The organism is Solirubrobacter phytolaccae, from assembly GCF_027587195.1.
GTDB lineage: Bacteria > Actinomycetota > Thermoleophilia > Solirubrobacterales > Solirubrobacteraceae > Solirubrobacter > Solirubrobacter phytolaccae.
Map to the genome: position 1 here is coordinate 159,964 of NZ_JAPDDP010000004.1, position 26,898 is coordinate 186,861.

At 70.6% G+C, this 26,898-nt stretch carries 31 protein-coding genes; 10 read left to right on the forward strand and 21 right to left on the reverse strand.

Annotated elements, in window-relative coordinates:
- Positions 1-8: 8 nt before the first annotated feature.
- Positions 9-455 carry a nitroreductase family deazaflavin-dependent oxidoreductase gene (locus OJ997_RS03690; protein ID WP_270023661.1) on the forward strand — a complete coding sequence of 149 codons (447 nt, stop codon included), beginning with the start codon at positions 9-11 and terminating at the stop codon, positions 453-455.
- Here the strand turns inward: OJ997_RS03690 and OJ997_RS03695 are convergent.
- Entirely contained in the window at positions 452-898 is a 447-nt protein-coding gene (locus tag OJ997_RS03695) for a hypothetical protein (protein WP_270023662.1), read from the reverse strand. The genes OJ997_RS03690 and OJ997_RS03695 overlap by 4 nt on opposite strands.
- A 44-nt stretch (positions 899-942) precedes the next feature.
- Here OJ997_RS03695 and OJ997_RS03700 point away from each other — a divergent pair, with 44 nt between their 5' ends.
- Positions 943-2,118 (forward strand): aminotransferase class I/II-fold pyridoxal phosphate-dependent enzyme, encoded by a 1,176-nt coding sequence (locus OJ997_RS03700; RefSeq protein ID WP_270023663.1) that lies wholly within the window; start codon positions 943-945, stop codon positions 2,116-2,118.
- Here the strand turns inward: OJ997_RS03700 and OJ997_RS03705 are convergent.
- Positions 2,111-2,479 (reverse strand): hypothetical protein, encoded by a 369-nt coding sequence (locus OJ997_RS03705; protein WP_270023664.1) that lies wholly within the window; start codon positions 2,477-2,479, stop codon positions 2,111-2,113. The genes OJ997_RS03700 and OJ997_RS03705 overlap by 8 nt on opposite strands.
- 23 nt (positions 2,480-2,502) lie before the next feature.
- Between OJ997_RS03705 and OJ997_RS03710 the strand changes: the two genes are divergently transcribed.
- Complete coding sequence (locus OJ997_RS03710) at positions 2,503-3,273, forward strand: hypothetical protein (RefSeq protein ID WP_270023665.1); 771 nt, start codon at positions 2,503-2,505, stop codon at positions 3,271-3,273.
- A gap of 278 nt (positions 3,274-3,551) precedes the next feature.
- Positions 3,552-3,935: a VOC family protein gene (locus tag OJ997_RS03715; RefSeq protein WP_270023666.1), complete on the forward strand. Its 384-nt coding sequence runs from the start codon at positions 3,552-3,554 to the stop codon at positions 3,933-3,935.
- On the opposite strand, the gene OJ997_RS03720 is transcribed toward OJ997_RS03715, so the two are convergent.
- From OJ997_RS03720 to OJ997_RS03730, 3 genes are all read right to left on the reverse strand, one after another.
- A complete protein-coding gene (locus OJ997_RS03720; protein WP_270023667.1) occupies positions 3,932-4,801 on the reverse strand; it encodes an RNA polymerase sigma-70 factor in 870 nt (289 codons plus the stop codon). The two genes, OJ997_RS03715 and OJ997_RS03720, sit on opposite strands and share 4 nt — an antisense overlap.
- The gene (locus OJ997_RS03725) at positions 4,798-5,370 is read right to left on the reverse strand and encodes a carboxymuconolactone decarboxylase family protein (RefSeq protein WP_270023668.1); all 573 of its coding nucleotides are present in this window, start codon (positions 5,368-5,370) and stop codon (positions 4,798-4,800) included. The genes OJ997_RS03720 and OJ997_RS03725 overlap by 4 nt, the downstream gene beginning before the upstream one ends.
- Before the next feature lie 92 nt (positions 5,371-5,462).
- Complete coding sequence (locus OJ997_RS03730) at positions 5,463-6,302, reverse strand: hypothetical protein (RefSeq protein WP_270023669.1); 840 nt, start codon at positions 6,300-6,302, stop codon at positions 5,463-5,465.
- 48 nt (positions 6,303-6,350) lie between these two features.
- Between OJ997_RS03730 and OJ997_RS03735 the strand changes: the two genes are divergently transcribed.
- Together OJ997_RS03735 and OJ997_RS03740 are read left to right on the forward strand one after the other, a co-directional pair.
- Complete coding sequence (locus OJ997_RS03735; protein WP_270023670.1) at positions 6,351-6,884, forward strand: hypothetical protein; 534 nt, start codon at positions 6,351-6,353, stop codon at positions 6,882-6,884.
- Between the two features lie 5 nt (positions 6,885-6,889).
- A complete protein-coding gene (locus OJ997_RS03740; protein ID WP_270023671.1) occupies positions 6,890-7,273 on the forward strand; it encodes a DUF7674 family protein in 384 nt (127 codons plus the stop codon).
- Positions 7,274-7,347: 74 nt separating this feature from the next.
- Here the strand turns inward: OJ997_RS03740 and OJ997_RS03745 are convergent, their stop codons facing one another.
- Complete coding sequence (locus OJ997_RS03745; protein ID WP_270023672.1) at positions 7,348-8,463, reverse strand: hypothetical protein; 1,116 nt, start codon at positions 8,461-8,463, stop codon at positions 7,348-7,350.
- A gap of 42 nt (positions 8,464-8,505) precedes the next feature.
- Between OJ997_RS03745 and OJ997_RS03750 the strand changes: the two genes are divergently transcribed.
- Positions 8,506-8,775, forward strand: a complete 270-nt coding sequence (locus tag OJ997_RS03750; protein WP_270023673.1) for a hypothetical protein — start codon at positions 8,506-8,508, stop codon at positions 8,773-8,775.
- Between the two features lie 123 nt (positions 8,776-8,898).
- On the opposite strand, the gene OJ997_RS37345 is transcribed toward OJ997_RS03750, so the two are convergent.
- From OJ997_RS37345 to OJ997_RS03825, 15 genes are all read right to left on the reverse strand, one after another.
- On the reverse strand, positions 8,899-9,489 hold the full coding sequence (locus OJ997_RS37345; protein WP_270023674.1) for a DUF6193 family natural product biosynthesis protein: 591 nt from the start codon (positions 9,487-9,489) through the stop codon (positions 8,899-8,901).
- 177 nt (positions 9,490-9,666) lie between these two features.
- Positions 9,667-10,500, reverse strand: a complete 834-nt coding sequence (locus tag OJ997_RS03760; protein ID WP_270023675.1) for a peptidoglycan-binding protein — start codon at positions 10,498-10,500, stop codon at positions 9,667-9,669.
- Between the two features lie 37 nt (positions 10,501-10,537).
- Positions 10,538-11,803, reverse strand: coding sequence for a cytochrome P450 (locus OJ997_RS03765; RefSeq protein ID WP_270023676.1), 1,266 nt, complete (start codon positions 11,801-11,803; stop codon positions 10,538-10,540).
- A 52-nt stretch (positions 11,804-11,855) separates the two neighbouring features.
- A complete protein-coding gene (locus tag OJ997_RS03770; protein ID WP_270023677.1) occupies positions 11,856-12,302 on the reverse strand; it encodes a hypothetical protein in 447 nt (148 codons plus the stop codon).
- 113 nt (positions 12,303-12,415) lie between these two features.
- Complete coding sequence (groL, locus tag OJ997_RS03775; protein ID WP_270023678.1) at positions 12,416-14,065, reverse strand: chaperonin GroEL; 1,650 nt, start codon at positions 14,063-14,065, stop codon at positions 12,416-12,418.
- A gap of 15 nt (positions 14,066-14,080) precedes the next feature.
- On the reverse strand, positions 14,081-15,109 hold the full coding sequence (locus OJ997_RS03780; protein ID WP_270023679.1) for an NAD(P)-dependent alcohol dehydrogenase: 1,029 nt from the start codon (positions 15,107-15,109) through the stop codon (positions 14,081-14,083).
- Positions 15,106-15,744, reverse strand: a complete 639-nt coding sequence (locus OJ997_RS03785) for an iron-sulfur cluster assembly protein (protein ID WP_270023680.1) — start codon at positions 15,742-15,744, stop codon at positions 15,106-15,108. The genes OJ997_RS03780 and OJ997_RS03785 overlap by 4 nt, the downstream gene beginning before the upstream one ends.
- Positions 15,745-15,820: 76 nt before the next feature.
- Positions 15,821-16,867, reverse strand: a complete 1,047-nt coding sequence (locus tag OJ997_RS03790) for an amidohydrolase family protein (RefSeq protein ID WP_270023681.1) — start codon at positions 16,865-16,867, stop codon at positions 15,821-15,823.
- Between the two features lie 11 nt (positions 16,868-16,878).
- Complete coding sequence (gene mimD / locus OJ997_RS03795; RefSeq protein WP_270023682.1) at positions 16,879-17,223, reverse strand: propane 2-monooxygenase effector subunit MimD; 345 nt, start codon at positions 17,221-17,223, stop codon at positions 16,879-16,881.
- A complete protein-coding gene (locus OJ997_RS03800; RefSeq protein WP_270023683.1) occupies positions 17,220-18,320 on the reverse strand; it encodes an aromatic/alkene monooxygenase hydroxylase subunit beta in 1,101 nt (366 codons plus the stop codon). Before OJ997_RS03800 ends, mimD begins: the two co-directional genes overlap by 4 nt.
- 9 nt (positions 18,321-18,329) lie before the next feature.
- Positions 18,330-19,334, reverse strand: a complete 1,005-nt coding sequence (locus tag OJ997_RS03805; protein WP_270023684.1) for an NADH:ubiquinone reductase (Na(+)-transporting) subunit F — start codon at positions 19,332-19,334, stop codon at positions 18,330-18,332.
- Between the two features lie 13 nt (positions 19,335-19,347).
- Positions 19,348-20,994 (reverse strand): ferritin family protein, encoded by a 1,647-nt coding sequence (locus OJ997_RS03810; protein WP_270023685.1) that lies wholly within the window; start codon positions 20,992-20,994, stop codon positions 19,348-19,350.
- Positions 20,991-21,752: an IclR family transcriptional regulator gene (locus OJ997_RS03815; RefSeq protein ID WP_270023686.1), complete on the reverse strand. Its 762-nt coding sequence runs from the start codon at positions 21,750-21,752 to the stop codon at positions 20,991-20,993. Before OJ997_RS03815 ends, OJ997_RS03810 begins: the two co-directional genes overlap by 4 nt.
- A gap of 96 nt (positions 21,753-21,848) precedes the next feature.
- Positions 21,849-23,354, reverse strand: a complete 1,506-nt coding sequence (locus OJ997_RS03820) for a GAF domain-containing protein (RefSeq protein WP_270023687.1) — start codon at positions 23,352-23,354, stop codon at positions 21,849-21,851.
- Between the two features lie 42 nt (positions 23,355-23,396).
- Positions 23,397-24,116, reverse strand: coding sequence for a hypothetical protein (locus OJ997_RS03825; RefSeq protein WP_270023688.1), 720 nt, complete (start codon positions 24,114-24,116; stop codon positions 23,397-23,399).
- A gap of 53 nt (positions 24,117-24,169) precedes the next feature.
- Between OJ997_RS03825 and OJ997_RS03830 the strand changes: the two genes are divergently transcribed.
- The 3 genes from OJ997_RS03830 to OJ997_RS03840 are packed head-to-tail and all read left to right on the forward strand — an operon-like array spanning position 24,170 to position 26,819.
- The gene (locus OJ997_RS03830) at positions 24,170-25,615 is read left to right on the forward strand and encodes an aldehyde dehydrogenase (protein WP_272599328.1); all 1,446 of its coding nucleotides are present in this window, start codon (positions 24,170-24,172) and stop codon (positions 25,613-25,615) included.
- A 35-nt stretch (positions 25,616-25,650) separates the two neighbouring features.
- On the forward strand, positions 25,651-26,151 hold the full coding sequence (locus tag OJ997_RS03835; RefSeq protein WP_270023690.1) for a PadR family transcriptional regulator: 501 nt from the start codon (positions 25,651-25,653) through the stop codon (positions 26,149-26,151).
- Positions 26,148-26,819 (forward strand): ABC transporter ATP-binding protein, encoded by a 672-nt coding sequence (locus OJ997_RS03840; RefSeq protein WP_270023691.1) that lies wholly within the window; start codon positions 26,148-26,150, stop codon positions 26,817-26,819. Before OJ997_RS03835 ends, OJ997_RS03840 begins: the two co-directional genes overlap by 4 nt.
- Positions 26,820-26,898: the final 79 nt, after the last annotated feature.

The window sequence follows — 26,898 nt, forward strand, 5'->3', positions numbered from 1 at the left end:
ACTAACTCATGGCTGACATCGACAAAGACCGGCTCGCTTCCGACATCGAGGCGCTGAGCGACTTCAACCGCGCGATCGTCGAGGAGTTCCGCGCCAACGACGGCAAGATCAGCAACCTCCCGGGCGGCGAGCTGCTGCTGCTTCACCACACGGGCGCGAAGTCGGGCGAGTCCCGTCTCTCGCCGCTCGCATACGTGCGCGTCGGCGGGCGGATGCTCGTGGTCGGCTCGTCGCTGGGCTCGCCCAAGCACCCGGCGTGGGTGCACAACCTGCGCGCGCACCCCCGGTGCCGCGTCGAGGTCGGCACCGACGACTACGCCGTGGTCGCGCGTGAGCTGCCGCGTGAGGAGCGCGACGCGCTGTTTCCGAGCGTGACCGCGGCGGCACCGGTGCTCGCGGACTACCAGGCCAAGACGGACCGCGTGATCCCGCTGTTCGAGCTCACGCGGGGTTAGGCAAGGCCGAATCCGCCATTGTTGGCGACCACTCGCCAGGCGTCGTCCACCCGCCGCACCGAGATGCTCAGTGCCGGCCCGGGGGAGGTGCCGGACACCCACGCCTCGCCGGTGGCGCCCTGGAGCCGGATGTTGAAGACGCGGACCCGGTCGATCGCGGACACCTGCAGGTCTCGCGGGATGCGTGGACGCTTCGTGCAGCGCATGGCCGTCGTCAGCGGTTCGGCGACCACGCGGCACGCGTCGGCCGGGCGTTCGCGGTTCAGCGCGTGGACGAAAGCGAGTGCGGCGCCGGCGGCCGCTTTCTCCTCGTCGGACTCGGGCTCGTGGTTCGGGAACTGCTGCACCTGCTCGTCCTCAGGCTCGGGAAGATCGACGAACGACACGAGGGCGAACGTCGTGAACGTCACCGTGAGCGTGAACGCGAAGATCAACCAGCGCATGTTGCTACTACGTGCGGCGTGCCGATCCGTCACGAGGAGACCCCTTGAAGCTTTCGCACCGCGCGCAGAGCGCCGAGCCGTTCCACGCGCTGGCGTTCGGGCAGCAGGCCGCCGACCTCGAGGCCGAAGGCCACCACGTCGTCAAGCTCAGCATCGGCGAGCCGGACTTCGGCGCGCCGCCGGCCGTGCGGGAGGCGATGCGCACGGTGATGGACGGCCGGCCGTTGCCGTACACGCCCTCGCTGGGACTGCCGGCGCTGCGGGAGGCGATCGCCGGGTTCTACCGCGAGCGGCACGACGTGGTTGTCGATCCCGCGCGGATCGCCATCACCTCCGGCGCGTCCTCCGCGCTCCTGCTCGTCACCGCCGCGACCACCGACCCCGGCGACGAGGTGATCCTCGCCGACCCGTCCTACCCCTGCAACCGCGAGATGGTCGCGAGCTTCGGTGGCCGCGTGGTGGCGGTGCCGTCGACGGCGGCGACCCGCTACCAGCTGGCGGTGAGCACGGTCGAGCAGGCATGGAGCGAGCACACGGCGTCCGTGATGGTCGCGTCGCCGTCGAACCCCACCGGCACCTCGGTCCCGTTCGACGAGCTGACCGCGATCTGCGCGCTCGCCCGTGACCGGGACGTCTGGCGGATCGTCGACGAGATCTACCTGGACCTCTCCGACCCGGCGCCGGACGGCTCGCCGCCGCGCAGCGTGCTGACCGTCGACCCGGACGCGATCGTCATCAACAGCTTCTCCAAGTACTTCGGGATGACGGGCTGGCGGCTCGGCTGGGCCGTCCTGCCCGAGGTGCTCGTCCCGGCGTTCGAGAAGCTCGCGATGCACTACTTCCTCTGCGCGTCCGCGCCCGCCCAGCACGCGGCGCTGGCGGCGTTCACGCCCGAGTCGCTCGCGCTGGCGGAGGAGCGGCGCGCGGAGCTCTTCGCCCGCCGAGCGCTCGTGCTCGAAGGGCTGGCGCGGATCGGCATCCCGGTGCCGGCGGTCCCGGACGGCGCGTTCTACGTCTACTTCGACGTCGCGGGCACCGGTCTCGGGGCGTGGGAGTTCTGCGAGCGCGCCCTCGCCGAGCACCACGTCGCGTTCACGCCCGGGACGGACTTCGGCACGCACACGGCCGCCACCCACGTCCGGCTCTCCTACGCCGCCTCCCGCGACGAGCTGCGCGAAGGGCTCGCCCGGCTCGGCGCGTTCGTCGCCGGCCTCAGCTGAGGCCGGACCGCAGCGCGAGCGTGCGCGGACCCATGAACCGCTCCGCGACGGTCCAGTCGTCGTGCTCGAAGCACTCGATCCAGATGAGCGTCTCGGCGTCCAGCTCGCCCGGGTCTTCGAGCACGCGCTCGAGGTAGGTCCAGAACCGTCGCATCACGTCTTCGAACTCCGGGCGCACCGATCCGCGCCGTCGCCGCAGCCAGCTGAACTTGACGGCGTGGTCGTCGAGCCAGAAGAGCGCGTGGGCGAGTGCCGGGTAGGTGAGCGCGCCGTCCTCGTCGTCGAACTCGTCCGGCGCGCAGCCGGTGAACGCCTCCGGCACGGCCGCGCGCAGCTGCTCGACAAAGCTCTCGTTCGTCACGAGTGCAAGGATTCCACTCAGTGATGCGCGATGACGTCGTGGCCGCGGCCCACACCACGCTCGCGAGCGGCTCGGCGCGCGTGCTGCGGCGCCGCTTTCGCGCATCCGGCGAGGTCGTGACGACCGAGGACGGTGTGACGGACTTCGCCGCGCGCCGCACGCGCGCGCAGCTCGTCGCTGGCGACGGGCTCGCAGAGTGGGCCGAGCGCCTCGACACGCAGGTCAACCAGCGCTGGCCGTGGTTGCACGACGCGTTCGCGTCAGAGGGTGGGCCGATGGTCACGGTCTACGCCGGCACCGCCCACTTCCTCGGCGCTCCCGACGCCCCGACGCCGATCGGCAACGGCGACCCGAACGCGAACCGGCGCGCGCCCGGAGATCCCGCCTGGATGATCGACGCCCTGTGCGCCGCCCGCGTCACCAGCGCGCGGATCGATGATGCGCACCGGAGCTTCGAGCTCGACCTCGCGCGCCTGCACGGCGCGCTGGAGATCCCGCCGCACAGCGCCAGCACGCCGCCGCGCCTGGTCGGAGAGGCGTGGATCGACGGCGACGGCCGGCTGCGGCGCGTGACCTCGCGAACCGGCACGTACTCACGGCGTCCCCGCTCGCCGGTCGAGGCACCCACGCAGCGGGGCTCGGAGCTGCTCGAGCTGTGGGACTTCGGCGTGGCGGCCGAGATCGAGGTGCCGCACATCGAGACGCGCCTGCCCGGCGCGGGCCTCGTCGACTGGGCGCGGATCGGCTGGGACCTGCGCCGGCGCCGCCGCGAGCACCGGAACGCGGCCGGCTGACCGTGGGTGACGCACTCGAGCTGTTCCTCGCCGACTGGGTGCTCGGTCGCTTGAGCCCTGGAGATGCCGTCCAGCGCGCGACTCGCGCGGTCCAGGCGGGTTGCGACGACGCCTCGATCCTCCTCGTCGCGGGCCTGAACGCTCAGCATCCGACGCGGGTGGAGATCGTCGCCGAAGCTCACGCGTTTCTCGGTCGCGGCGGACTCGGGGTTCGGGAGCGTTGAACGCCTGACGGTTGCGGACAATAGTTGGCCGCAAACGAGCGTAGCCTTCGCGGCATGAGCAACCCTGTGATCAGCCGCGTCGACTTCGTCCCGATCCCCACGCAGGACGCCGAGAAGGCGACGGTGTTCTACACCGACACGCTCGGGCTCGAGCAGTCCCCGCACACGGTCGACAAGCCGTTCTCGGAGTTCGACCTGGCGGGCACGACGCTGAGCATCTGGGACCCGTCGACGGCCGGTCGTGAGTTCCAGGCCAACACGAACGCCGTGGCGCTGCACACCGACGACGTGAAGGGCATGCGCGAGCTGCTCGAGAGCCGCGGCGTGACGTTCTTCGGCGACGTCGTGGACACGGGTGTGTGCCACATGGCGTTCTTCGCGGATGTCGACGGCAACCCGCTGATGCTGCACGGGCGCTACGTGCCGCGCGAGAACTAGCGCTCCAACGTTGCCTCCTCGCCCAGACGGGCGAGCTTGTGCGGGTTGCGGATGGCGTAGATCCGGGTGATCCGGCCGTCCGCGACCTCGACGCTGACGGCCGTGTCCAGCGCCCCGCCGAGCTCGATCCACGCCGCGGGCGCGCCGTTGAGCCACCAGGGATGCACGACCGCGTCCGGAGCGATCGTCCGGAAGCGGCTGAGGAGCCTCGCGACCTTCTCGCGGCCGGAGATCGGGCGCTTGATCGCGCTCGCCTGGCCACCGCCGTCGGCAACCACCACGACGTCCGGCGCGAGCACGTCGAGGAGCCGCTGCAGGTCGCCGGTCTCGAGCGCCAGCAGGAAGCGCTGGACGACCTGCTCACGCTCGGCCCGGTCGACCTGCACGCGCGGGCGCCTCGCCGCGACGTGCTCGCGTGAGCGGTGCGCGATCTGGCGGACCGCTGCGGGCGACTTGTCGATCGCCGCCGCGATCTCCTCGTACGGGAGGTCGAACACCTCGCGCAGGACGAACACCGCGCGCTCGGTCGGCGCGAGCGTCTCCAGCACGGTCAGCATCGCGATCGAGACGCTCTCGGCGAGCTCGACGTCCTCGGCGACGTCCGGGCTCGTGAGCAGCGGCTCGGGCAGCCACTCGCCGACGTACTCCTCCCGCCGGCGCGCGACCGTCCGCAGCCGGTTCAGCGCCTGGCGCGTGACGATGCGGACGAGGTACGCGCGTGGGTCGCGCACGTCGTCGCGATTCCCGTCCGCCCACCGGAGCCAGGTCTCCTGCACGACGTCCTCGGCGTCGGCGGCGGAGCCGAGCATCTCGTACGCGACTGTGAACAGCAGGCTGCGGTGGGTGACGAACGGGTCTTCGGTCATGCGGCGGCGGGCATCGCGAGGGGTTTGAGCTCACAGCGCGCCGCGAGCCCCGCGGACTCGACGCCCATCGCGATGTTCGAGCGCGTGTAGAAGTTCGCGAGCGCGGCGAACGCGGTCAGCTCGACGAGCGCGGCCGGCCCGAGCTGATCGAGCAGGCGCGCCGACAGCTCGTCGGTGACGGTGGGCGGGGTGTTCGACATCGCCTCCGCGTACTCCATCACGTCGCACTCCAGCGGGGAGAACAGGGTCGACTCACGCCAGCGCGGCACCTCGCGGGCCTTGTTGACGTCGAGCCCCTGCTGGTGGGCCTGCCAGTACCCGAGGTCCAGGCACGCGCTGCAGCCGACGTAGCTGGAGACCGCCATGTGCGCGTACGTCTTCAGCGTCTCGTCGCACGCGTCCCACTTCTGCGACTTGCGGCCCACGCCGAACCCGAAGTTCAGGACCTTGCGGTTGTGCCACGCGACGCCGAGCGACTCGGGCACGTCGCCGAGCATCCGGCGCGCCATCCGCTTGACGAGCGCGCCGTAGACGCCGTTGATCTCGGCCGGGGGAATGCGGGGAGCCATCTCGCCTCCAATGTCGGGTTGCCTCACGACATCCAGACACCGGCCGCGGCCGGCGTGTGACACGCGTACGTGAACGAGCGTCCGACGACGCCCTAGCGGCTGAGCTGCTCCAGGTACCAGGCGGCCGCCGCGTCCGCGCATTCCTCGGGCGTCCCGTGGGCGATCTCGACCGGGTCGTCACCGTCGGGATAGATCTCGTCAGGCTTGAACAGGTTGCCTAAGTCCACCTGCTCGCTCTCGACCTCAGCGGCGAGCGCGCGCTGGCCGTCGAAGTCGACTCGGTAGCTCCGGGCGACGGCGTGGACATCGACGTCGTCGACGTCCGCGTAGGTGATCACGAAGTCGTCGCGGAACCAGCCGCCCGTGCCTTCCCGGACCGTCGCGCGCAGGTCCGGCCAGACCCGAGCGTGCTCGCGCAACCGGGCGAGGAACGCCTCGCACCGCGGCCAGACCTCGAACCAGTCGTCCTCCGGCGGTGTCGGCGTGCGGAAGCTGCCCCAGGTGGCGAGCTCGCCCCACTGGCCCTCCGGCGGCGCGTTCCAGTACCACTCGAAAATGAGCAGGCCCGCGCCGGACTCCGCGACCACCGCGAAGTACCCGACGTCGTCCACGAGCGCCTCGGGCTGCTGCAGGAAGCCGGCGTCGGGCAGCGCGAGGGCGAAGAACGCGTGCGGCTCGAGCCCGATGAGCACCACCGGCTCGGCGATCACCGCGTGGCGGCGCAGGGTGGCGAGCGCCTCCTCGCGCAGGTCGACGGTCCAGCGGCGCCGCGAGACCTGAGACGTGAAGTTCTCGCGCTGCTCGGCGACGAGCCGCTCCAGGTGCTCGACCTGCTCCGAGCTGCGCGCGACGCCGCCCGGGAGCGCCGGCACCACCCGTCGAGCCTGGTTGTCGCGCAGCGCGCGCTCGAGTCGTTCGTCTCGTTCCGGCATCGTCAGCGCCAGCCTGCCAGAACGGACCTGGAAAGGTAGATTCGTGCGATGCCGCTCGAAGCGCTCGCGCTCTCGCGGGCTTGGGTGTCGACGGGCTTGCCGGGATACCGAGAACCCGACGACCCGTACGTCACGTACTCCGCGTTCGACCTCGACGCGCTGCCGCCGATCACGCGGCCGCTCGACGTCGAGCTGCGCTGGCTCCTCGAGCAGCCGCAGGTGGAGGACTCGCTGGCCGACGACGAGCCGCCGCCCGGTCGGCCGGCGATCGCGTCGGAGCTCGACGCGCTCATCGGGACCCTCGACTTGCGGCTCCCCGCGGCGTTCGAGACGTTCGTGCGTGACCCCGCGCCGCGGACGCGCGTCCGCTCACCGACCGCTTGCTACCTCGACCTCGGCGAGCACGTGGTCGCCGCGCCGGGCGGCGGTTGGCTCGTCCACTTTCTCTCCGACCAGCAGTGGGTGTGCCACTGGCTGCTCTACGTCGACACCGACGGCACCGAGGCGGTCGTCGCGACCGGCGAGCCCTACGGCTTCGGGCACGAGCTGTCAGCGGAGCAGCGTCGCTACGTGGAGCCGTAGAGACGATGGCGAGCTGGCGCCGAACAGCGGCCGAGTTGCTGCCCGAGCTGTGGGTGGACGAGGACGATCGGCAGACGCCGAACGCGTTCTTCTTCGCGGTGCTGCCGTTCACGCGCGACGCTCACCGCCGCGGAGACGACGACGCGCTGCGGCGCGCGTACGCCTTCGCGACGTGGTGCGAAGCGCAGGGCGACGAGCTGCTCAACGCGGTGTACGTCTCGTTCTACGAGCACCTCTTCGACGCCTGGGACGTGCACGAGGACGTCGTTCGGTGGTTGTCACCGGCGGTGATCCGCGATGGCTGGACTCTGTGGCATGACCGGCTCGAACCGGCGCAACTCGAGGCGCTCCGCGCGCTCACACGACGGACGGGCGGAACGGGTCCATGAACGCCATGCCCGCGTCCTCGAACCGCTGCTCGTGGGAGCGCGCAGGAGCGTGCGCAGTGCGTCGTCGGCGGCGCTCATCGGACCTGGATGATGACCGTGCCGGCGGGCAGCTCGAAGTCGACGACGAGGCCGACCAGCGCGGGATCGCCGGCCTTGCGGATGAGGTCGACCTGGCGGACCGTGCCGCGCCGGCGCAACGGGCCGACCTCCTCGAACGTGTCGCCGACCTGGATCGTGCCGGCCTCGATGTGCCCCGCGAGCGCGGGGCCACGGCCGGTGATGGAGAACGGGTCGGTGACGGTGAAGCGCCAGGGCACGTCGTCAGCGGGACGGACTGCCGGGCGGGTCGCGCGAGCCAGGGCGCGGGCGACGAACGGCATCGTGGACGCGCGCCACACGTGGCGCTGCTCGAAGGGCCACGCGTAGACCGGGCTGCCGTCGCGGACGAGCTCGGCCACGCGCGGTTCGTCGAGCTCCTCGGCCGACCAGTCGTAGAGGGCCTGGAGGCGCGGCACGATCACGGCGTAGTCGAGCAACCGACCGAGGCGTTGCTCGCTCGCGATGTACCGGTGGACGTCGCCCGCGAGCGGATAGCGGTCCGGCAGCACCGCGCGCAGCGAGAGGAACGCGCCGGCCATGCCGAGCCGCGGGTCGCCGAGGACCCGACCGGCCGGAGCGAACCGCCCGAGCGCCAGTCGGGGCGCCGCGGCCAGCGCGTGCGCGTAGAGCACGCGCAGCAGCGCGACGTTCATGAAGAAGCGCTCCGGCAGGCTCTCTGCGTCAGCGAGGTCACGGTGCTCGAGGTAGCCGGCGACGACGCTCGCGTTGTGCGCCCGGTACCAGCAGCGACCCGTCGGCTCTGCGGCGAACTCCAGCCACAGGCGCACCGCGTCCGACGACGGTTCGCCCGCCGCCCCGCCGAGCAGCGCGACCGTCTCACACCCGTCGCGGAGCAGCCGCTCGTTGACCGCGCGCCACCACGGGCTGCCGGGCGGGGAAGCGTCGAGCGCGTCGAGCACGCCGCGCCGCGCCTGCCAGCGCATGAACGACAACGCCGCGCGGCGGAACGGCAGGTGCCGCGGCGCGTTGCCGGTCGGGCCGCGGAACACCCGCGACATCAGCTCGAGCCGTGCGGCGGGATCGTCGCGAACCGCCGCGACCTGCGACTCCGCCGAGGCAAGCGCGCTCATGGCGCGAAGTGTCTCAGCGGCGAACGAGCGATGATGCCGCGGATGGACCGGATCGTCACGACGAGGCTCGTGCTGGAGCCGGTGTCGCGCGAGCTGGCCGAGGCGCTCGTCGCTGGAGACGTGTCGGGCGTGACCGCCGGTGAGGGCTGGCCGCACGAAGACACCGTCGACGGGCTGCGCATGGTGTTGCACGGGTCCGAGGCCTGGCTCGTCACGCTCGACGGCGTGGTCATCGGCGACGCCGGGACGTTCGGTGACGACGGCTCGGGCGACGTCGAGATCGGCGAGGTGCTGATCGACAACCTCCCGTGAATCCGGCACGCAACAGGGCGCGGCGCGACGGAGACGTCCGCCGACGCCGAGCACGCGAGTTACGCGCTCGGCAAGATCCACGCGTGCGAGTGAACCTGCTCGTCCTGCGCTGCGCTAACTGCCTCAGCCGTCGCAAGCGCCCGCGTGGCCTCGGATGGCCGGGCGGTTGGGTGGAACGAGCGAGGCCGCGGCGAGGGCGGCGCTCAGCGGGTCGCGCGTGCGGAGCGCCGTCGAGCTCGCGGAATGGACCGTGGCGGTGACGACGTACGCGACCCCGTCGTGATCGGCCGACGGCTCGATGAACGGGCCTTCGTCGGTGAACGGGTACCGGGTGCAGCGTGAGAAGCAGACGTGCCAGTGGCTGGTGTACGGGAGCAGCTGGCGGAGCGTGGGTTGCTCCGCACACGCGCGGATCAGCTGCGCCTGGGCCGCGTCGAGCGGATGCTCCCCGACGGGGCGGCGGAGCAGATCCTGCCAGTGCCATTCGGCCTCGTCGCCGAACAGGAACGCCTTGCCGTCGATCGACCAGGCGATCAGCGGCTCACGGTCGATCACGTCGCGCACGTCGTCGGCGCCCGTCACGGCGGCGACGATCCGGCTGACGTCGTCCAGCTCGGGCACCCACCCGTCGGCGAACTCCACCGTATGCACGGCTGCCAGGAGACGCACGTGGAACGCGCGCTCGAGCGTGGCCACCTCGTCGAGGCGCGCCACGGGCCGGCGAACGGGTCGCGCGGCCCGCTTCCCGTCCGGTGCAGCCCGGCGACCGCCCAGGCCGAGGACCGTTCGCGGTCGCAGTCGAAACCGGGGCCGAGGAGGCCGAGCACGCGCGGGACGAGCCCTCCGGCCGCGACCACGTCCGGGTAGAGCTCCGCCAGCATCGTCGGGACGCTACAGGCCGTGCGCGGGGTTCACGTTCGCGCCGCGGACGACGACCTCGAAGTGCAGGTGCGGCCCGGTGGCCACGCCGGTCGCGCCGACCAGGCCGACGCGTTCGCCCGCCGACACCGACTCACCGACGGCGACGGTCGCGCGGGAGAGGTGCGCGTAGCGGGTCTTGAAGCCGCCGTGATCGACGGTGACGACGAGGCCCCAGCCACTGGCAAAGCTCGCGAAGGTGACGCGACCAGGTGCGGCGGACCGGACGGTCGCGCCGGACGGTGCCGGGAAGTCGAGGCCGGCGTGGAAGCCGTTGCCGCGCGGGCCGTAGCGGTCGCCGACCGGCGCGTTGATCGGCGCACGCAGGGGCGGCGTGGCCGGGGGAGGGCGGTGGACGACCGCCATCGTCGCCGGGCCGGCGACGCCGTCCGCGCGCAGCCCGGCGTAGCGCTGCAGGCGCTGGACGGCGGCGGTCACGCGCGGGCCGAAGTCGCCGTCGACCGGGCCGCACGCGAAGCCCTTCACGCCGAGCGCGAACTGCAGCGCCGCGACGTCCCAGCCGCGCTGGCCGGACCGCAGCGGGCGGCTGCCGATCGGGTGCCGGCCGAGCGCGCCGAACGCGCGCCGGGTACGCGGCCCGACGACGCCATCGGCGCTCAGCCCGCGCCGCGCCTGGAAGCGCCGGACGGCGGCAGCGGTGCCGGGCCCGGAGACGCCGTCGACCGTGCCCGAGTAGACGCCGTGGTGGCGCAGCGCGACCTGCAACGCCGCGACGCGCGGGCTGGCCGCAACCGCCGAAGGGGCGAACACCAGAAGGACGAGCAGGATGAGCGGGACAACGCGCACCCTCGAAGGGTTCGCGCGCTGACAACTGAACTCCTGCCTATCGTGGCGTGGCGACGACGCGGGTGCCGTGGCGCGGCGAGAACGTCACGTTGCGGCGGGCGATGCCCTCGGCGCCGCGGCCGGCGGGGTGCAGGTCGAAGCGCGCGAGCACCTCCTCCAGCACGACGCGCATCTCGAGCTCCGCGAACGGCGCGCCGATGCAGCGGCGCACGCCGCCGCCGAACGGGATCCAGGTGTAGGTGGACGGGGGATTCGAGAGGAACCGCGAGGGGCGGAACGCGTACGGCTCCGGGTACTCCTCGGCGCGGGTGTGGGCGAGCCACATCGCGGGCGTGACGTCGGTGCCGGCCGGCAAGGACAGCCCGTCGACCTCCAACGGCACGGTCAATCGACGGCCCGCAAGAGGCACGACCGGACGCAGCCGCAGCGACTCGCTGACGACCGCGCGCAGGAACGCCTCGTCGCCGGACCGTGCCTGCTCCAGGACCGACGGGTAGCGCACCAGCAGATCCAGCGTCCACGCGAGCCCCGTCGCCGTGGTCTCGTGCCCGGCCATCAGCAGCGTCATCAGCTGGTCGCGGATCTCGCCGTCGCTCATGCCGGAGCCGTCCTCGAACACCGCCTGCACGAGCAGCGAGCAGATGTCCTCGCCCGGCGCCTCGCGACGCGCCGCGATCTCCGCCAGCAGCAGCGCGTCGATCTCCCGCGCCTGCTCCTGCAACGCGGCCAGAGGCGCCATCCGCCCGAACAGCACCTGGACCTGGAGCGACATCGACGTCGTCGCGGCCAACAGGGAACCCAGCAGCGCGTGGAGCCGCGCGCGGCGCGCCTCGTCCGCCACGCCGAACACCGCGCGCAGGATCACGTCCAGCGTGATCGACTGCATGCTCGGATGGACGGCGAACGCGCGGCCGACCGGCCACTCCGACAGCGCCCGCGCAGACGCGTCGCGGATGATCGGCTCGTACGCGCGCATGCGGTCGCCGCGGAACGGCGGCAGCATCACCTTCCGGCGCGAGAGATGCTCCGCGCCCTCCAGCAACAGCAAGGACCGCGCGCCCACCAGCGGCTTCAACGTGAGCTGTCGCCCGGGCGGCATCGCGTGCCCCGGCTCGCCATAGAGCGCCCGGACGACCGCGGGGGAGGACACCATCACGAGCGGCGTCCGGAACCCCTTGAACATCACGGTGAACGTGTCGCCGTAGCGCCGACGGTTGTCCTCGAGGAAGCGGATCGGCCGTGCGAGCCAGCGCGCGGTCTGCAATGCGGGCGACGCGGCAGGGCCGGCGGGGAGCGCGCTCACCCGCCGACCGTACCGGCTCACGAACCTAAAGAGGGACAGTCCCTCTTTAGATTCAGGCGGTGGCGACCGCGTTGCTGACGACGACGCCCTTGGTCGGGCTGGAGAGCGTCACCTTCAGCTGCTTCTTGATCTGCGCGACCGACTGGTTCTTGAAGGCGATCTGGATCGCCTGCGTAAGGTCGGCCGGGCCTTGGCCGTCGACGTTGCTGAAGCCGACGGTGCCCGTCTGCCCACGGAACGGCCCGATCTCCGAGTGCGGGTTGAAGGTCTTCAGGTTGGACTCGTAGTTGACCTTCACCGTCTGGCCGGCGGCCAGGTCGGACACGTTGATCACGCACTGCGCGTACGTGAAGCGCTTGCCGGTGTCGTCGCTGTAGCGGACCTTGCACTTGCCCGCGGAGACCGTCGCGGTCGTGGCGGTCGTGGCGGCGTGGGCGGGGGCGGCGATCGTGGCCGCGGCGACGACGGCGGTCAGGCCGGCGAGGATCTTGCTGCGCATCGGGATGCTCCTGGGGAGGAATGGGGTGATGCGAGCAGGATCGAGGCGCCGCCGCGCCCGGTCGTCAGTAGCGCACTACTGCACTTCCGGGCGCGCGACTACGGCGTACCTCTCTAGATCGGTGAGGAAGGCCGTGCCATGCCCTCGGCGAGGTCGCCGAAGCCCGGGGCGATGATCGCGCCCGGCTGGGCGATGAGCTCCTCCGCCACCAGCGCCTCGGTGGTCAGCAGCAGCGCCGCGACCGAAGCCGCGTGCTCGAGCGACAGCCGCGTCACCCGCACCGGGTCGACGACGCCCTTCTCGAACAGGTCGCCGAACTCGCCCGTCAGCGCGTTCAGCCCGTGCCCGGCCGGCGCGGCCAGCACCTGGTCGATCGTGGCCTGCCCGTCGTAACCCGCGTTCGAGGCGATCCAGTACAGAGGCTCCGAGAGCACGGAACCGATGATCTCCGCGCCGCGCGCGTAGTCACCTGACAGCTCCAGCGCGTCCAGAGCCGTCGCCGACCGCAGCAACGCCGTACCGCCACCCGGGACCACCCCTTCGGACACTGCCGCTTGCGTCGCCGCCAGCGAACCCTCGGTCCGCCGGTAGCGCTCCTTGAGCGCCGGCTCGGTCGGCGCGCCCACGCGGATCACGGCCAGGTTCGCCGACAGCCGCGCGATCCGCTCCTGCAGGATCTCGACGTCGCGCTCGTGCACGGCGCGGGCCAGCTCGGCCTTGAGCTGGGCGAGCCGCCCCGAGACCGACTCGGCCGACCCGCCGCCCTCGATGAACGTGCAGTCGTCGGCGTTGGTGACCACGCGCCGCGCGGTGCCGAAGTGCTCCAGCGTCACCTCGTCCAGCGACAGGCCGGCCTCCTCGGCGATCACGGTGCCCCCGCAGAACGCGGCGAGATCGCCGAGGTGCTGGATGCGCCGGTGCCCGAACCCGGGCGCGCGCACGGCCACGGCCTGGATCGTGCCGGACGAGTTGTTGTGCACGAGCATGCCGAGCGCGCTGGCCTCGGCGTTCTCGCACAGGATCACGATCGGGCGCCCCGGGTCACGACCGGCGGCGTTGAGGATCGGCATCAGGTCGTTCGGGTGCTTGAGCGCCTTGTTGGTCATGAACACCAACGGGTTCTCGAACACCGTCTCCATCCGGTGCTGATCGCGGACCATGTACGGCGACAGCCAGCCGTTCTCGACGACCATGCCTTCGACGAACCGCACGGAGACGCCCGGCTCCTCGGACTCCTCGATCGTCACGACCCCGTCGGTGCCGACGCGCTCGAGCGCCTCGGCCACGACCTCCCCGATGCCGATGTCCTCCTTGGCGGCGATCGTCGCCACCTTCACGAGATCCTCGCCCTCGACGGGACGGGCCTGCGTCGCCAGCTCGGCCACGATCGCCGCCGTGGCCTCCTCGATGCCGCGTCGCAGGAGCATCGGGTTCGCGCCCTCGTCCAGCGCGCGCATGCCCTCGCGGACGATCGCCTGGGCGAGCAGCGTCGCCGTCGTCGTGCCGTCGCCGGTCTGGTCGCTCGTCTTGTTGGCGACCTCGCGCACGAGCTGCGCGCCCATGTTCTTGTACTGGTCGGTGAGCTCGATCTCGCGGGCGATCGTCACGCCGTCGTTGGTGATCGTCGGCGCACCCGCCAGCCGCTCGAGCACCACATTGCGCCCCTTCGGACCCAACGTCACCTTCACGGTGTTGGCCAGCTCGTCCACGCCTGCTTGCAGCAGGAGACGAGCCTCATGATTGAAGTAGAGGCGCTTGCCCATCGTGTATCTCTCCTCCTACGCCGGGACGAGGATGCCTCGGCCCTGCAAACGTCCGTTGTCGAGATCGGCCATCGCGTCATTGATGGCGTCGAGCGGGTACTGCGAGGTGTGGAGCTTGACCTTGCCCTGCGCGGTCAGCGTCATCAGGTCCTGCAGATCGATGTAGGTCCCCACGAGGTTCCCGATGAAGGAGATCTCGCGCGAGATGATGTCGATCGTCGGCACGTTGATGTTCTCGCCGTAGCCGATCACGTAGTAGAAGCCGCCGTCCATCACCATCTCGACGCCGTCCTCGATCGCGCCCTTCTCACCGACGAAGTCGATGATCGCGTCGGCGCCGAAGCCGTCGGTCAGCTCGCGCACGAGCTCACGCTGGGAGCCGTCGACCTTCACGGTGTGGTCCGCGCCGGTCGCCTTCGCCAGCTCGAGCGCCTTCTCAGAGGGATCGATGACGATGATCTCGGTCGGCGTGTAGGCCTTCAGGCACTGGATGCCGATGTGGCCGAGCCCGCCGGCGCCGATCACGACCGTCTTGGTGCCGGCGCCCAGGATCGGGATCGCCTTCTTGACGGCATGGATCGCCGTCAGGCCGGCGTCGGCCAGCGCGGCGATCTCGGTGGGATGGAGCGACGGATCGAGCTTGATGACCGACCGGGCCGAAGTGTGCAGGAACTGCGCGAAGCCGCCGTCCCGCCCGATGCCCGGGAACTCCCCGAACTGGCAGTGCATGTCGTCGCCCTTGCGGCACGGCCGGCACAGCCCGCACGAGATGAACGGATGGACGATCACGGTGTCGCCGACCTCGACGTTCGTGACGCCGCTGCCGACCTCGTGGATCCAGCCCGCGTTCTCGTGGCCCGGCACGTACGGGAGCTCGACGCCCGACTTTTCCGCCCACTGGCCTTCCTGGATGTGCAGGTCGGTGCGGCACAGGCCCGCGGCGCCGATCTTCACGATCACGTCGTAGGGCCCGACGATCTTGGGATCCTCGATCTCCTCGACCTTCAAGGCCTCGTGGTACTTGTGCAACCGAGCGGCAATCATGCGGCTACTTCTCCTCCGTATCGAACCCGCAGCAGATCGCGGCACATGCCGCCGTTGGTCTCCAGGGACAGCGCCGTCATCGACGCCATCCGCCGGAAGCGAACATCGGTCGCGTCGACGGGAACACCGTCACCCGTGACGAACGGGGCGGCGTCGTCGGACGCGTCGATGCCGAGCGCCCGCCGCAGCTCGCGGCAGCGGTCGGCCTCGGGCCCGTGGAGATCGCCCAGGCGCCGGGGCACCTCGGAGAGCAACCCCGACTGGCGCGCGAGCAGCGCCTTGCGCTGGAACAGCGCGCGCAGCGCGTCCAGCTCGCCCCGGGTCTCCCCGGGGAACGCGTCGCTGAAGGAGCCGCCCGCGTTGACCGTCGCGTTGATCTCCGCGCCCGTGTAGTGGTCCTCGAGCGTCACCTCGACCGACTCCACGCCGTCCATGCGCCAGAGCGCACGCGACGCGTCCGCGGCCATGAGGAACGCGAAGTTCGGCGCGCACTGCGGCGTCGGCAGCCGCAGCCGGACCGCCACGGCGCCACCGACGACGACCACGGAGCCGACGAAGCCGAGCGTGGTGATCGGCTCGTCCAGCTCCGGGTCGTAGACGGTCCCGAGCGCTTCGAGGACTCGGGCGCGCAACATCACTGCGGCACCTCCCGCGGGAGAATCGCCCTCTGGGCGATTCTCCCAGCGTGAAGCGAGCCCGCAGGGCGAGTCTTCACGCCGCGCCCTCGACGAGCTGGGCGTCTTCCTTGTCGGCGGCCCCCGGAACCTGGAACTCGGCCGGGACCTCGATGTCGTAGAGCTTCGCCGCGTTGAGGCCGAGGATCTTCTTCTTGCCCTCGACACCGAGCCGCGGGAAGTCCGAGAACGCCTCGTCGTCGGGCATCTCCCAGTCGACGAGGCCCTCGATCTGCCACTTGGGCTCCCAGATGGCGTAGTCGGAGCCGAACAGCATCTTGTCCTCGCCGACCCAGAACAGCAGCTCGCCCATGACCTTCGCGAAGAACTTCGGGCGCGCGTGCATGAGGCCGCCGACGACCACGGACAGGCCGGCGTAGACGTTGGGCTCCTGCGTCGCCATGAAGCAGAAGTCCTCGATCCGCGGCAGGCCGACGTGCTCGACGATGAAGTTGAGCTCGCCGTTGTAGTCCGTCGCCACGTGGTCGACGTCGCTCACGTCGAAGGCGTCCTTGTCCAGCGGCCAGATCGTCGGGCCCTTGTGGACGTGGATGTTCTTGATCCCGAGCTCGACGCACTTGTCGAAGAACGGCCGCGCTTCGGGGTCGGTCAGCTTCCAGCCGCGCGAGCCCTTGTTCCACTCGGCGGTGTAGAGCTTGAGGCCCTTGATGCCGTACTTGGCGTGGTCGGCCTCGAGCTGCTCCAGCCCGGCCGCGCCGTCACGCGGATCGAACCGGCCGTTGACCTGCAGCTTGCCCGGGAAGCGATCGAGCAGCGAAGCGTTCTGCTCGATGTCGTTGAACCCGTTCGTGTACCACTCGCGCAGGTACGTGGACTGGAAGATGGCCTTGTCGACGTAGCCGTCGGTGAAGACGTCCTTCTCGAAGTCCTCGACCGAGTACTTCTGGAAGTGCTCCAGCGACCAGTGCGTCTCCGCCGGCCCGAGGCCCTGATACGCGTGGAAGCACTCGATCCAGCCCTTCGCGAACTCCTCGTGACCCTTGACCCAGTTGGCGGGCGAGGCGTCCCAGAAGTGCAGGTGGCTGTCGACGATGTAGTACTTCTCGCCGTCCTTCTCGTACATCGATTCTCCCCCTACTCGACGATTTGGAGGTCGAAGTCGATGTACTCGGCGGCGTCCTCCGGATTGGCGAACATCACGACGCGATCGTCGAGGACAACCATACGCCCGTAGTGGGTGCTCATGATCTCTTCGAAGTCGTTGTTGCCGAAGTCCTCCCAGCCGAGCGCCTCCGCGATCTCCTCGTAGTCGAAGTCGATCCGGTTGACGCCGTCGACGCGGATCATCGACGGCAGCTCGGTGATGGTGATGTCCTTCTTGCCGCGCATCACGTCGGCCACGACGTAGCCGACCTGGTTGTTCATCAGCGTCACGCCGGCCTTGTTGGACGACGTGCGGTCGGAGACGAACTCGCTCATGCCTTGATCTCCTTCGGGGTCTCGAGGCCGATGTCCGAGAGCAGGCTCTCGAAGCGCAGGCGGGAGCGGTCGAACGAGTCCTCGAAGCGGATGACCTTCTCGGAGATCTGCGACCAGATCGGCTGCAGCTGACGGGCCGCGTCGACGGTCTTCGGCGTCCACTTCTCGAGCCAGCCCTGCATCGTGGCCTTGTTGGCCGCGCCGTGGGTCTCGTCGTCCGCCAGCATGCGGAACAGCGCCCGCGCGCCGCGCTGCTCGCGCGCCGCGTCGGACTCGCCGGCGCCCATGATCGTCGGCGTCACGAAGTCGCCCTGGAGCGCGGCGGCCTGCATGACGAAGCCCGAGCGGAAGAGCTCGCCGACCAGCGGCTCGAACACGACCGTCGTGGCGAAGAACGCCTCCGACCAGTCGCGGATGCCCGTCAGGCCCTCGACCAGCTCGCGGGTCGGCTGCCAGATCGGGTCCTCCTGCCACGTCGCGATGTGGGCCTTGTCCTCGAAGCCCTCGATCTCCTCGGAGAGCGCGAGGTTGTAGAGGATCAGGTCCTGGGCGAAGCGCAGCTTGTGCACGGCGCCGACGCAGATCGCGTTGTTGATCATGTTCGTCGGGGCGTCGCGCTGGGCCGGCGTGTACACGTGCATGCCGATGCCCTGCTCGAGGTGCGCCCACGCGAACACGTGGCGTGCGACGACCTTGACCCACGCGGGGTTCATCGCCTGGAACACGTGCCCGGTGCGACCGTGCTCGATGTTCTGGGAGATCTGGCGGACGACGTTCGCGTTGTTGCGATAGATCGTCTGCTCCCATTCCTCGTTCGGGTCGAGGAACGCGTGCCAGTTGGAGGACTTCAGCGCCGACCAGTCCTGCGGGTAGCCGGCATCGCCATTGGCGAACGAGTAGACCCAGCCCTGGCTGAGGTGCCGCTCAGGGTCGGGCTGGACGTCGATCGTGACGTCCTCATAGACGGTCGCGCGGCGTTTGCGCGGCTCGAAGTAGTTGTAGCTGCGGCTCTGCCAGGAGGGGAACTCCTTGGCCCCTGCCTCGGCGTCCGTGAACACAGGCTTGGGGACGCTGCGTTCCTTGACCTCTGTGGCCATCCGGTCTCCTCACTCGTCCGCGGTGGTGGTGAACTTGTCGTAGTAGATGTGCGCCTCGGGCACGCCTTTGGCCTCCAGCAGCGCGATGGTCGCCTCGACCATCGGCGGCGGGCCGCAGACGTAGGCGTCGACCTCGGTGATGTCGCCTTCCAGCCGGGAGACGACGTCCGTGATCAGCCCGCTCTCGCCCTTCCAGCCGTTGCTGTCCTCGGACAGGGCGGGGACGAAGCCGCAGTTGAGCTCCGCCAGCTCCTCCAGGTGGAAGAGGTCGGCCTCGGTGCGAGCGCCGTAGTAGTAGGCCCGCTCACGCTCGGACGCGCCGTCCTTCAGCGCGCGGAGCAGTGAGAGGATCGGGGCCATGCCGGCGCCGCCGCCGATGAACAGCAGCCGGCGCGGGGAGCTCGGGCGCAGCGTGAAGACGCCGTAGGGCCCGGTGACCGAGATCTCGTCACCGGGCTTGATCGCGCCGCTCGAGAGCAGGCCGCTGAACTTGCCGCCCTCGTAGTGCTTGATCATGAACTCGAGCGAGCCGGAGTCCGTGTTGGCCATCGAGAACGACCGGTGCAGGTCCGTCCCCGGGATCTGGATGTCCACGTACTGGCCGGCCTTGAACTCGAACGGCTCGGCCGGCTTGAGCTTGAGGTGCCAGATGTCCTTGGTGAGGGCCTCGACCGCCTCGACCGACGTGGAGATCGTCCGCGGCGGCACGCCGCCGTGGATGATCTCCTCGTCGTAGTTGATCAGCTCGATCTCGAGGTCCGAGTAGGGGTGGGCGCGGCACAGCAGCGTCCACCCCTCGGCCTCCTCGAAGTCGGGCAGTGCGAACGTCGAGTAGCGGTCCAGATCGACCTCGCCCTCGAGGATGAACGACTTGCACGCCGAGCACTGACCTTCCTTGCAGCCGTGCATGAGCATGATGCCCTGCTTGAACGCGGCGTTGAGGATCGTCTCGTCCTCATCGACCTCGATCTCGATGCCCACAGGCTCGAAGCGAACGGTGTGCGTCTCGCCCATCCTCGCGGTGCCCCTACGCCGCCGCCGGACGGCCGGCCGGGCCGCCGCGCTTGTACTCGGCCATGTGCTGCTCGCGCTCCTCGGGCGACATCTCGTTCAGCAGCACGTTGGGGCTGTTGAGCGTGATGCCCTTGACCTCGTCGAGCGTCCACATCTTCTTCGGGTCGAGGTTCAGGTGCGGCTGCGGGATGAGCGTGTGCCCGTCGTCGCGGACGTACCCGAGGTCCTGCATGATGTCCCCGAGGTCCTTGCCGTGGTGGAGCGTCTCCCACTCACGCTGGCCGGAGAGCTTGCCCATCGACGGCGTCGGGCGGCCTTCGTACTCGGGCCGGAACGCGACCTTGTCCGTCCAGTGGCAGGTCTCCGAGCAGTACGTGCGCACCTGGCCGTCGACCTCGTCCATGACCGTGTCCTCGCGGATCAGGCACGGGACCATGCAGGTCCAGCAGCGGTGCGGGTACTGGTAGTTGGCCTCGGCCTCGAAGGCGATCGGCTTGTGGCCGTTCTTCTTCGAGAGCTCGGTGTACTTCTCCCACCAGCGGCCGTACTTGTCGTACCAGCCCGGGTACTTGTGCTCGAACCACTCGAAGTCCTTGTCGTCCATGCCGTCGATCCGCCAGTAGTTGGCGAACCAGCCGGTGGCGAAGAACTGCGCGACCTCGTGGATGTAGCCCTTGTTCCAGATCCGGTTCCAGGACTCCTCGACGAGGTCGTGGGGGATCGTCAGGCCGTACTTCTCGAGCGGCACGAGGTAGGACCGGTAGTAGTCGTCGTAGATCCAGCGCCGCCAGGCCTCGGCGTAGGACTCGCGATCGAGCCGGCGGTCCTTGGTGCCGTACTCGATGAACGTGCCGATCGCCGCGTCCACGACGGCGTGGTTGTTCCACCACGCGTACCGCAGGTCGCGCTCGAGCAGCTGGCGGTTGCGCTCGTCGGCGAGCGCCATGAGGATGATCGAGTAGCCGTTCGAGATGTGGCGTGACTCGTCCGACTGCACGCTGTGGAACACCGTCGGCAGCAGGTAGTCGCCGTTGGCCGCCGCCTCGCCCGGCATCGCGACGAAGAGGACGTTCGTGAACGCCGTCTCGGCCACGATGGTCAGGTAGACGTTGGCCGCGGTGATCGCGTCGCCGGTGATGAAGCCCTCGCCGAACTGGCGGCCGATCGTGCCGGCGTAGCAGTTCGCGAAGCCCTTCTCGGTCAGATCGAACCCGGCGGGATCGATGTAGTGGTTCATGTACAGCCGCTTGAGGTTCATCTGGATCGTCGAGTGGCGAACCTCGTCGATCATCTGGATGGCGAGCCCGTTGTGGACCTCGGGGTTCGGCACCGCGTTGATGGCCAGCGGCATGGCGCGCGCGGCGGAGATCTCCGGGAACGGGATGATCGACAGGAACAGCTTCTGCCACTCCATCCAGCGTTCCTGGACCTGCCGGAACATGTTGCCGCGGATCGCGCCGTCCATCGCGCCGAAGACGCGATTGTCCTTCTCCTCCTCCATCGGGAAGTAGGAGCGCAGGACCTGCTTGAGCGGGTCCTTCTTGGGCGCCTTCTCGAACGTGTAGTCGGTCGGGTACTTGTCGACCGGCTCGACGAACGTGGGCTCCCAGGAAAGCTCCTGGATCTTCTGATGGGCCTTCGTGATGCTGGCTCGGCTCAAGGCCGCCTCCTTTGGAAACGTCGTCCCTGGAGAGAGGTTTGGTGCGGGTTCGGGCCGTGATCAAGATCGGCCCGGATCTCTGCAGATCGTTGGAATCCGACGACGTCGCGCAGCGTCTCCTCGAGCTGCGGACGTTCGTTCTCGAACGCGCGCTTGGACATCGAGATGCCCACCGCGCCGAGGAAATGCCGGTCGTGGTCGAGCACCGGCGCCGCGAGGCAGCAGAAGTCGCGCTCGAACTCCTCGCGCTCGCACGCGACGCCGGTGAGGCGCACGCGCTTGAGCTCTTCGTGCAGCGCTGCCGGGTCGGTGATCGTGGTCGGCGTGAAGCGCTTGAGGCCCGCCTGGGCGTAGCGCTCGACGGCTTCGCGTGGCCCGAGCGCGAGCACCACCTTGCCGAGCGCGAGGGCGTGCGCGTTGTCGGCGATCTCGGGGCTGAAGCCGGGGAGCTTCGGCATGCCTTGCAGGCCGCGCTCGAGGACCACGCGAAGTTGGTTGTTGCGCAGCACCGCGAGGTAGGCGCGCTTGTGCGTGCGGGCCAGCAGGTCGTCGACGACGCCGCTGAGGTCGTGGCGGTCGGTCTCCTCGGCGACGGTCTCGCGGAACGCCGGGGCGAGCTTGTAGACGCCGCCGGGGTGGCGCTCGGCCACGCCCTCGTCGCACAGCGAGGCGAGCAGGTTGTACGCCGTCGAGACGCTCTTGCCGAGCGTCGCGGCTACTTCGTCTGCGCGGATCCCGTCCGGCGCACGGGCCAGCAACCACGTGACGTGGAGGGCCGCGCGCGCAGTGCTGAGACCCCGATGGGCTCGGGTCGCCTGCATCTCTCCTCGATTGAGGAGTCTTCTACCGGCGCGTTACATGAGCGCTGCACGCAGCTCGCCGACGCGCGCGGCCGCCTGTGGGCGGCGCGGGTCGCGGAACTCGAGCTGCGTCAACAGGCGCTTCCACGCCCCGAGATCGTCGGGCGTGGTCTGGACGTACGCCCACAGCGCCTCCACGTCCTCGGCCGTCATCACGGCCTGGTGGAGCCAGCGATCCAGCCGCTCACGCTCGCGCACGATGCCCGGCGCCTCACTGCTCGGCAGGAGCGGGCCGGCGTAGGCCTCGGCGGCCGCGCGCGTCTGGCCCGCGGCGAGCAGCGCCTCGACGCGGCGCACGTCGGACTCGACGTCGCACGTGAGCCGGTAGCGGTCCGTGTCGATCCACGGGCCGAGGAGCTTGCGCAGCCGCGACACCTCGACGCGGACGCTCGACACGCTGCCGCCGTCGCCGTGCAGGTCCGCGCACAGTCGCTCGGCGCTCATCCCGTCCGGGCTCGAGCACAGCAGCGCGAGGATCTCGGCGAGGCGCGGGCGGAGCGTCGTCGTGCGCTCTTCGACCTCCAGCTCGGCGCGGTCGCGGCCGAGGAAGTGCAGCTTCACGAGCGGGCGGGCGATGCTCGTCACGCGCTTGGACTCGAGCGCGTGGACGACGAACGCCTCGTGCGTGGGGGAGACCGGCTCGGCCACCGCGAGCGCGCCGGAGGGCAGCGTCAGCTCGCCGCCGCCGGGCGGGATCACCAGCCGGCCCTGGACGTTCCAGCCGCGCGGGACCGGGCCGATCGCGCGGCCGCTGCGGGTGACGAGCGCGGAGCGGTCGGGCGAGACGCGGGCGCCGTAGCGCGCGTGCAGGCGCGCGTCGCGCTCCTGCAGGGCGAGCTGCAGGCTGGCCTCGACGGCACGCGCGGTGGCGGTCGCGACGGCGAGGCTGTGCGGGTGCACGGTGGACAGCTCGCCCGTGAGGTCGATGACGCCGATCACCTCGCCCGTGTCCGGGTCGTGGATCGGGCACGCGCTGCACGTCCAGCGCTGCACGGGATCGCTGAAGTGCTCGGGGCCGAAGACCTGGACGGCGTGGTCGAGCGCGAGCGCGGTGCCGATCGCGTTCGTGCCCGCGCCGCCTTCGCTCCAGTCCGTGCCCTCGGCGAAGTTCATGTCGCCGGCGGCACGCATGCGCATGTTCGCGCTGCCCTCGACGCTCATCAGCGTGCCGTCGGCGTCGCTGATGACGATCAGGTAGCCGGCCTCGTCCGCGATCGCGGACAGGCAGTCGTGGATGAGCGGCGCCGCGGTGTGCAGCAGGTGCTCCTCGTAGCGGTCGTGCGTCTCGTCCTCGTCGGCGACCACCGGGGCCAAGCGGCTGCCCATGGGGTCGACACCGGCGGCGCTGCTGCGCTTCCAGGAATCCGTGATCGCCTCGCGCACGAGCGTCGGATCACCGTCGTCATCGGCGATGAAGCGCTCCCACGCGAAGCGCAGCTCCTGCGCTCGCACGAGGGGCGTGGTGCCGGCGTCGACGGCAAGCCACGAATTTTGACTCACGGCAGTGAGGCTACACCCGATTCGCACATAGGTGGAGCTTCTTTAGAAGCGGCCACGAATTGACACGAACGTGAGCTTCTCGAGGTTGCCCGGGAGGCGGATGTCGTTGGTGCTGTAGACGTTCGCGTCCAGCCGGACGAAGCGGCGGCGGCCGTCCGCGAGCGCCGTCGCGATCACGGTCGTCGGGCCCTGCGCGAAGATCCCGATCTGGCCGCTGGGCGGTGCCGCGTCCGCGTTGGGCAGCGCGACGACGGTGGCGTCGAGGTCGCGCTTGAAGTCGGCCATCGCCTCCAGCGCGGTGTAGGCGGCGGACAGCTCGGCGGTGCGGGCGAACGCGTCCAGGTAGGCGCGCCCGGCGTCCGTGAGCGGCGCGACCACGCGCACGCACCAGGTGTCGTTGGCGAGTAGGCGCAGGCAGCCGTCGAAGCTCGGATGGCCGCGGGTCGCGATCGTGCACAGGTCCGCGCGCGCTTCGAAGCCGAAGTTCACGACGCGGCCTGTCTTGGGGACGCGGCCGTCGATCGCGCTGTAGCTCAGCGTGGTGACGTCGTCGTGCACGGGCGCGAGCGTCACGCACGCCATCTGCGCGCGCTTGCCGGCGACCGCGCGCCACGTCTTCACGGCCTTCGGGCCGAACCGCATCCGCACCTCGTCGGTGCTCGTCACCTTGAGGCTGACGCCCGCGGGCACGGGCGGGTACGGCACGTCGAACGTCGCGCCGTGGGCGGCGGGCGCGCCGATCGCGAGGGCGATTCCAACCATCGTGGAGATTGTTGACCGCGAACGTAGGCTGAGCACCGGTGAAGGACTACCGGATGTTGATCGGCGGCGCGTGGGTTGAGGCAGGCTCCGGTGCGCGCTTCGAGAGCGTCAACCCGTTCCTCGGGCAGCCGTGGGCGACGGTCCCGCGCGCGGACGCGTCGGATGTGGATGCGGCGGTCCGCGCGGCGCGCGACGCGTTCGTCGACTGGTCGCGGACGACGCCAGTGGTGCGCGGGAAGCTCCTGCGGCGGCTCGCCGATCTGATCGCTGAGCGGGCGTCCTCGATCGCGCGCGTGGAGACGACCGACAACGGCAAGCTCATCCGCGAGATGGAGGGCCAGCTGCGCGGGCTCGCCGACTACTACCACTACTTCGCGGGCGCGGCGGACAAGGTGGGCGGCGAGACGCTGCCCGCCGACCGCGACAACTTCTTCGTGTACACGCTGCGCGAGCCGCTGGGCGTGGTCGCCGCGATCACGCCGTGGAACTCGCCGGTGCTGCTGGCCTCGTGGAAGATCGCGCCGGCGCTCGCCGCGGGCTGCTGCGTCGTGGTCAAGCCCGCCGAGCAGGCGCCGTGCTCGACCCTGGAGTTCGCGCAGCTGTTCGAGGAGGCCGGGTTCCCGCCCGGCGTGCTCAACGTCGTCACCGGGTTCGGGGACGAGGCGGGCGCGCCGCTCGTCGAGCATCCCGGCGTCGACAAGGTGGCCTTCACCGGGGGGACGAAGACAGGCCGCGCCGTCATGCGCGGCGCGGCCTCGCACCTCGCGCGGGTGACGCTCGAGCTCGGCGGCAAGTCGCCGAACATCGTGTTCGCGGACGCCGACCTGGACGCGGCGGCCAACGGCGTCGTGGCGGGCATCTTCGCCGCGACCGGCCAGACGTGCATGGCGGGCTCGCGGCTGCTCGTCCAAGAGAGCGTGCACGACGAGCTGGTGGCGCGGTTGGCCGCGCGGGCTGCGTCGATCCGGATGGGTGATCCGCTGGACCCGGAGACCGAGATGGGGCCGGTCGCGTTCGAGGGGCACATGGAGGGCGTGCTCGCGGCGATCGCGTCGGCGTCCGACGAGGGTGCGCAGCTCGTGGCGGGCGGCGCGCGCGGCGACAGCCCTGGCTACTTCGTGCAGCCGACGATCTTCGGCGCCGTGACCAACGACATGCGGCTCGCGCGCGAGGAGATCTTCGGGCCGGTGCTCGCGGCGATCCCGTTCGCCGACGAGGACGAGGCGGTCGCGCTCGCCAACGACACCGCGTTCGGGCTCGCGGCGGGCGTGTGGACGCGCGACGTCCAGCGCGCGCACCGGATGGCGCGGGCGCTGCGGGCGGGGACGGTCTGGGTCAACGCCTACCGTGCGGTCGGCCCGGCGGCGCCGTTCGGCGGCTACAAGGACTCGGGCATCGGGCGCGAGAACGGCATCCAGGCGATCTCCGAGTACACGGAGACCAAGACCGTGTGGATCGAGCTCACGGGCGCGACGCGCGACCCGTTCCAGCTCGGCTGACAGCTCTATTCACAGTGTGTATAGTCGTTCGTGCCATGGCCACGAATGAAGTCGTTTTGGCTTTGCTGCGTAAAGGTCCCGCGCACGGGTACGACCTCAAGCGTGAGCACGACGGGTGGTTCCCGGACGCACGGCCGCTGGCCTTCGGCCAGGTGTACGCCACGCTCGGCCGGCTCGAGAAGGCCGGGCTCGTCGAGGTGGTCGAGACCCGCGCGGAGGCCGGTCCGGAGCGGACCGTGTACACGCTGAGCGAGCAAGGGGAGCACCAGTTGCGCGAATGGCTGGCAGAGCCCGCGGGAGCGGCGACGGCGTCCACCGACGAGATCGTGCGCAAGACGATCGCGGCGCTGCGGACGGGGGAGAGCCCGGCGGACTTCCTCGCGCGCCAACGCGCCGCCCACCTGCGGCGGATGCGCGAGCTGACCGTCGGCGCGCCCGAGCGCGACCCCGCGGCCCGGCTCGCGCGTGACCACCTCGTCGCGCACCTGGATGCGGACCTGCGCTGGCTCGAGCGCGCCGCGGAGGTCATTGGATGATCCTGCGGCTGAGAGGCGTGGAGCACGCGTACCGGCGCACGGTCGCCCTGCGCGGCGTGTCGCTCGCGGTCGAGCCCGAGGAGGTCGTCGCCGTCACCGGCCCGAGCGGCTGCGGCAAGTCGACCCTGCTGCACGTCGCCGCCGGCATCCTGCGCCCGCAGGCGGGCGCCGTGACGTTGCTCGACCAGGACCTGGTGACGCTGGACGACGCCGAGCGCGCGCGGCTGCGACGACGCAACGTCGGCGTCGTGCTGCAGTTCGGCCAGCTCGTCCCGGACCTGTCGGCGCTGGAGAACGTCGCGCTGCCGCTGCTGCTCGAGCGCCACGACCGCGGCGCGGCGCTCACCGCGGCTCGCGAGTGGCTCGAGCGCGCCGGCGTCGGCGACGAGCGCGACACGCTCGCCGCGGAGCTCAGCGGCGGCCAGGCGCAGCGGGTCGCCGTGGCCCGCGCGCTCGTCACCGGCCCGTCGATCGTGTTCGCCGACGAGCCGACCGGCAGCCTGGACTCGACGGGCGGCGAGGCGCTGCTCGCGCTGCTGCTGGCCGCGGCCCGCGAGCGCGGCGCCGCGCTCGTCATCGTCACGCACGACAACGTGGTCGCCGCGCACGCCGACCGCGAGGTCCGCCTGCGGGACGGCCACGTCGAAGCCGAGGCGGTGCTGAGATGACCGCGCACGGCCGGCGAGCGGCATGCGCGGCGGTGGCCGGCGGCGGCCGACGCGGTGCGGGTGCGTCCGCGCGCGGCAC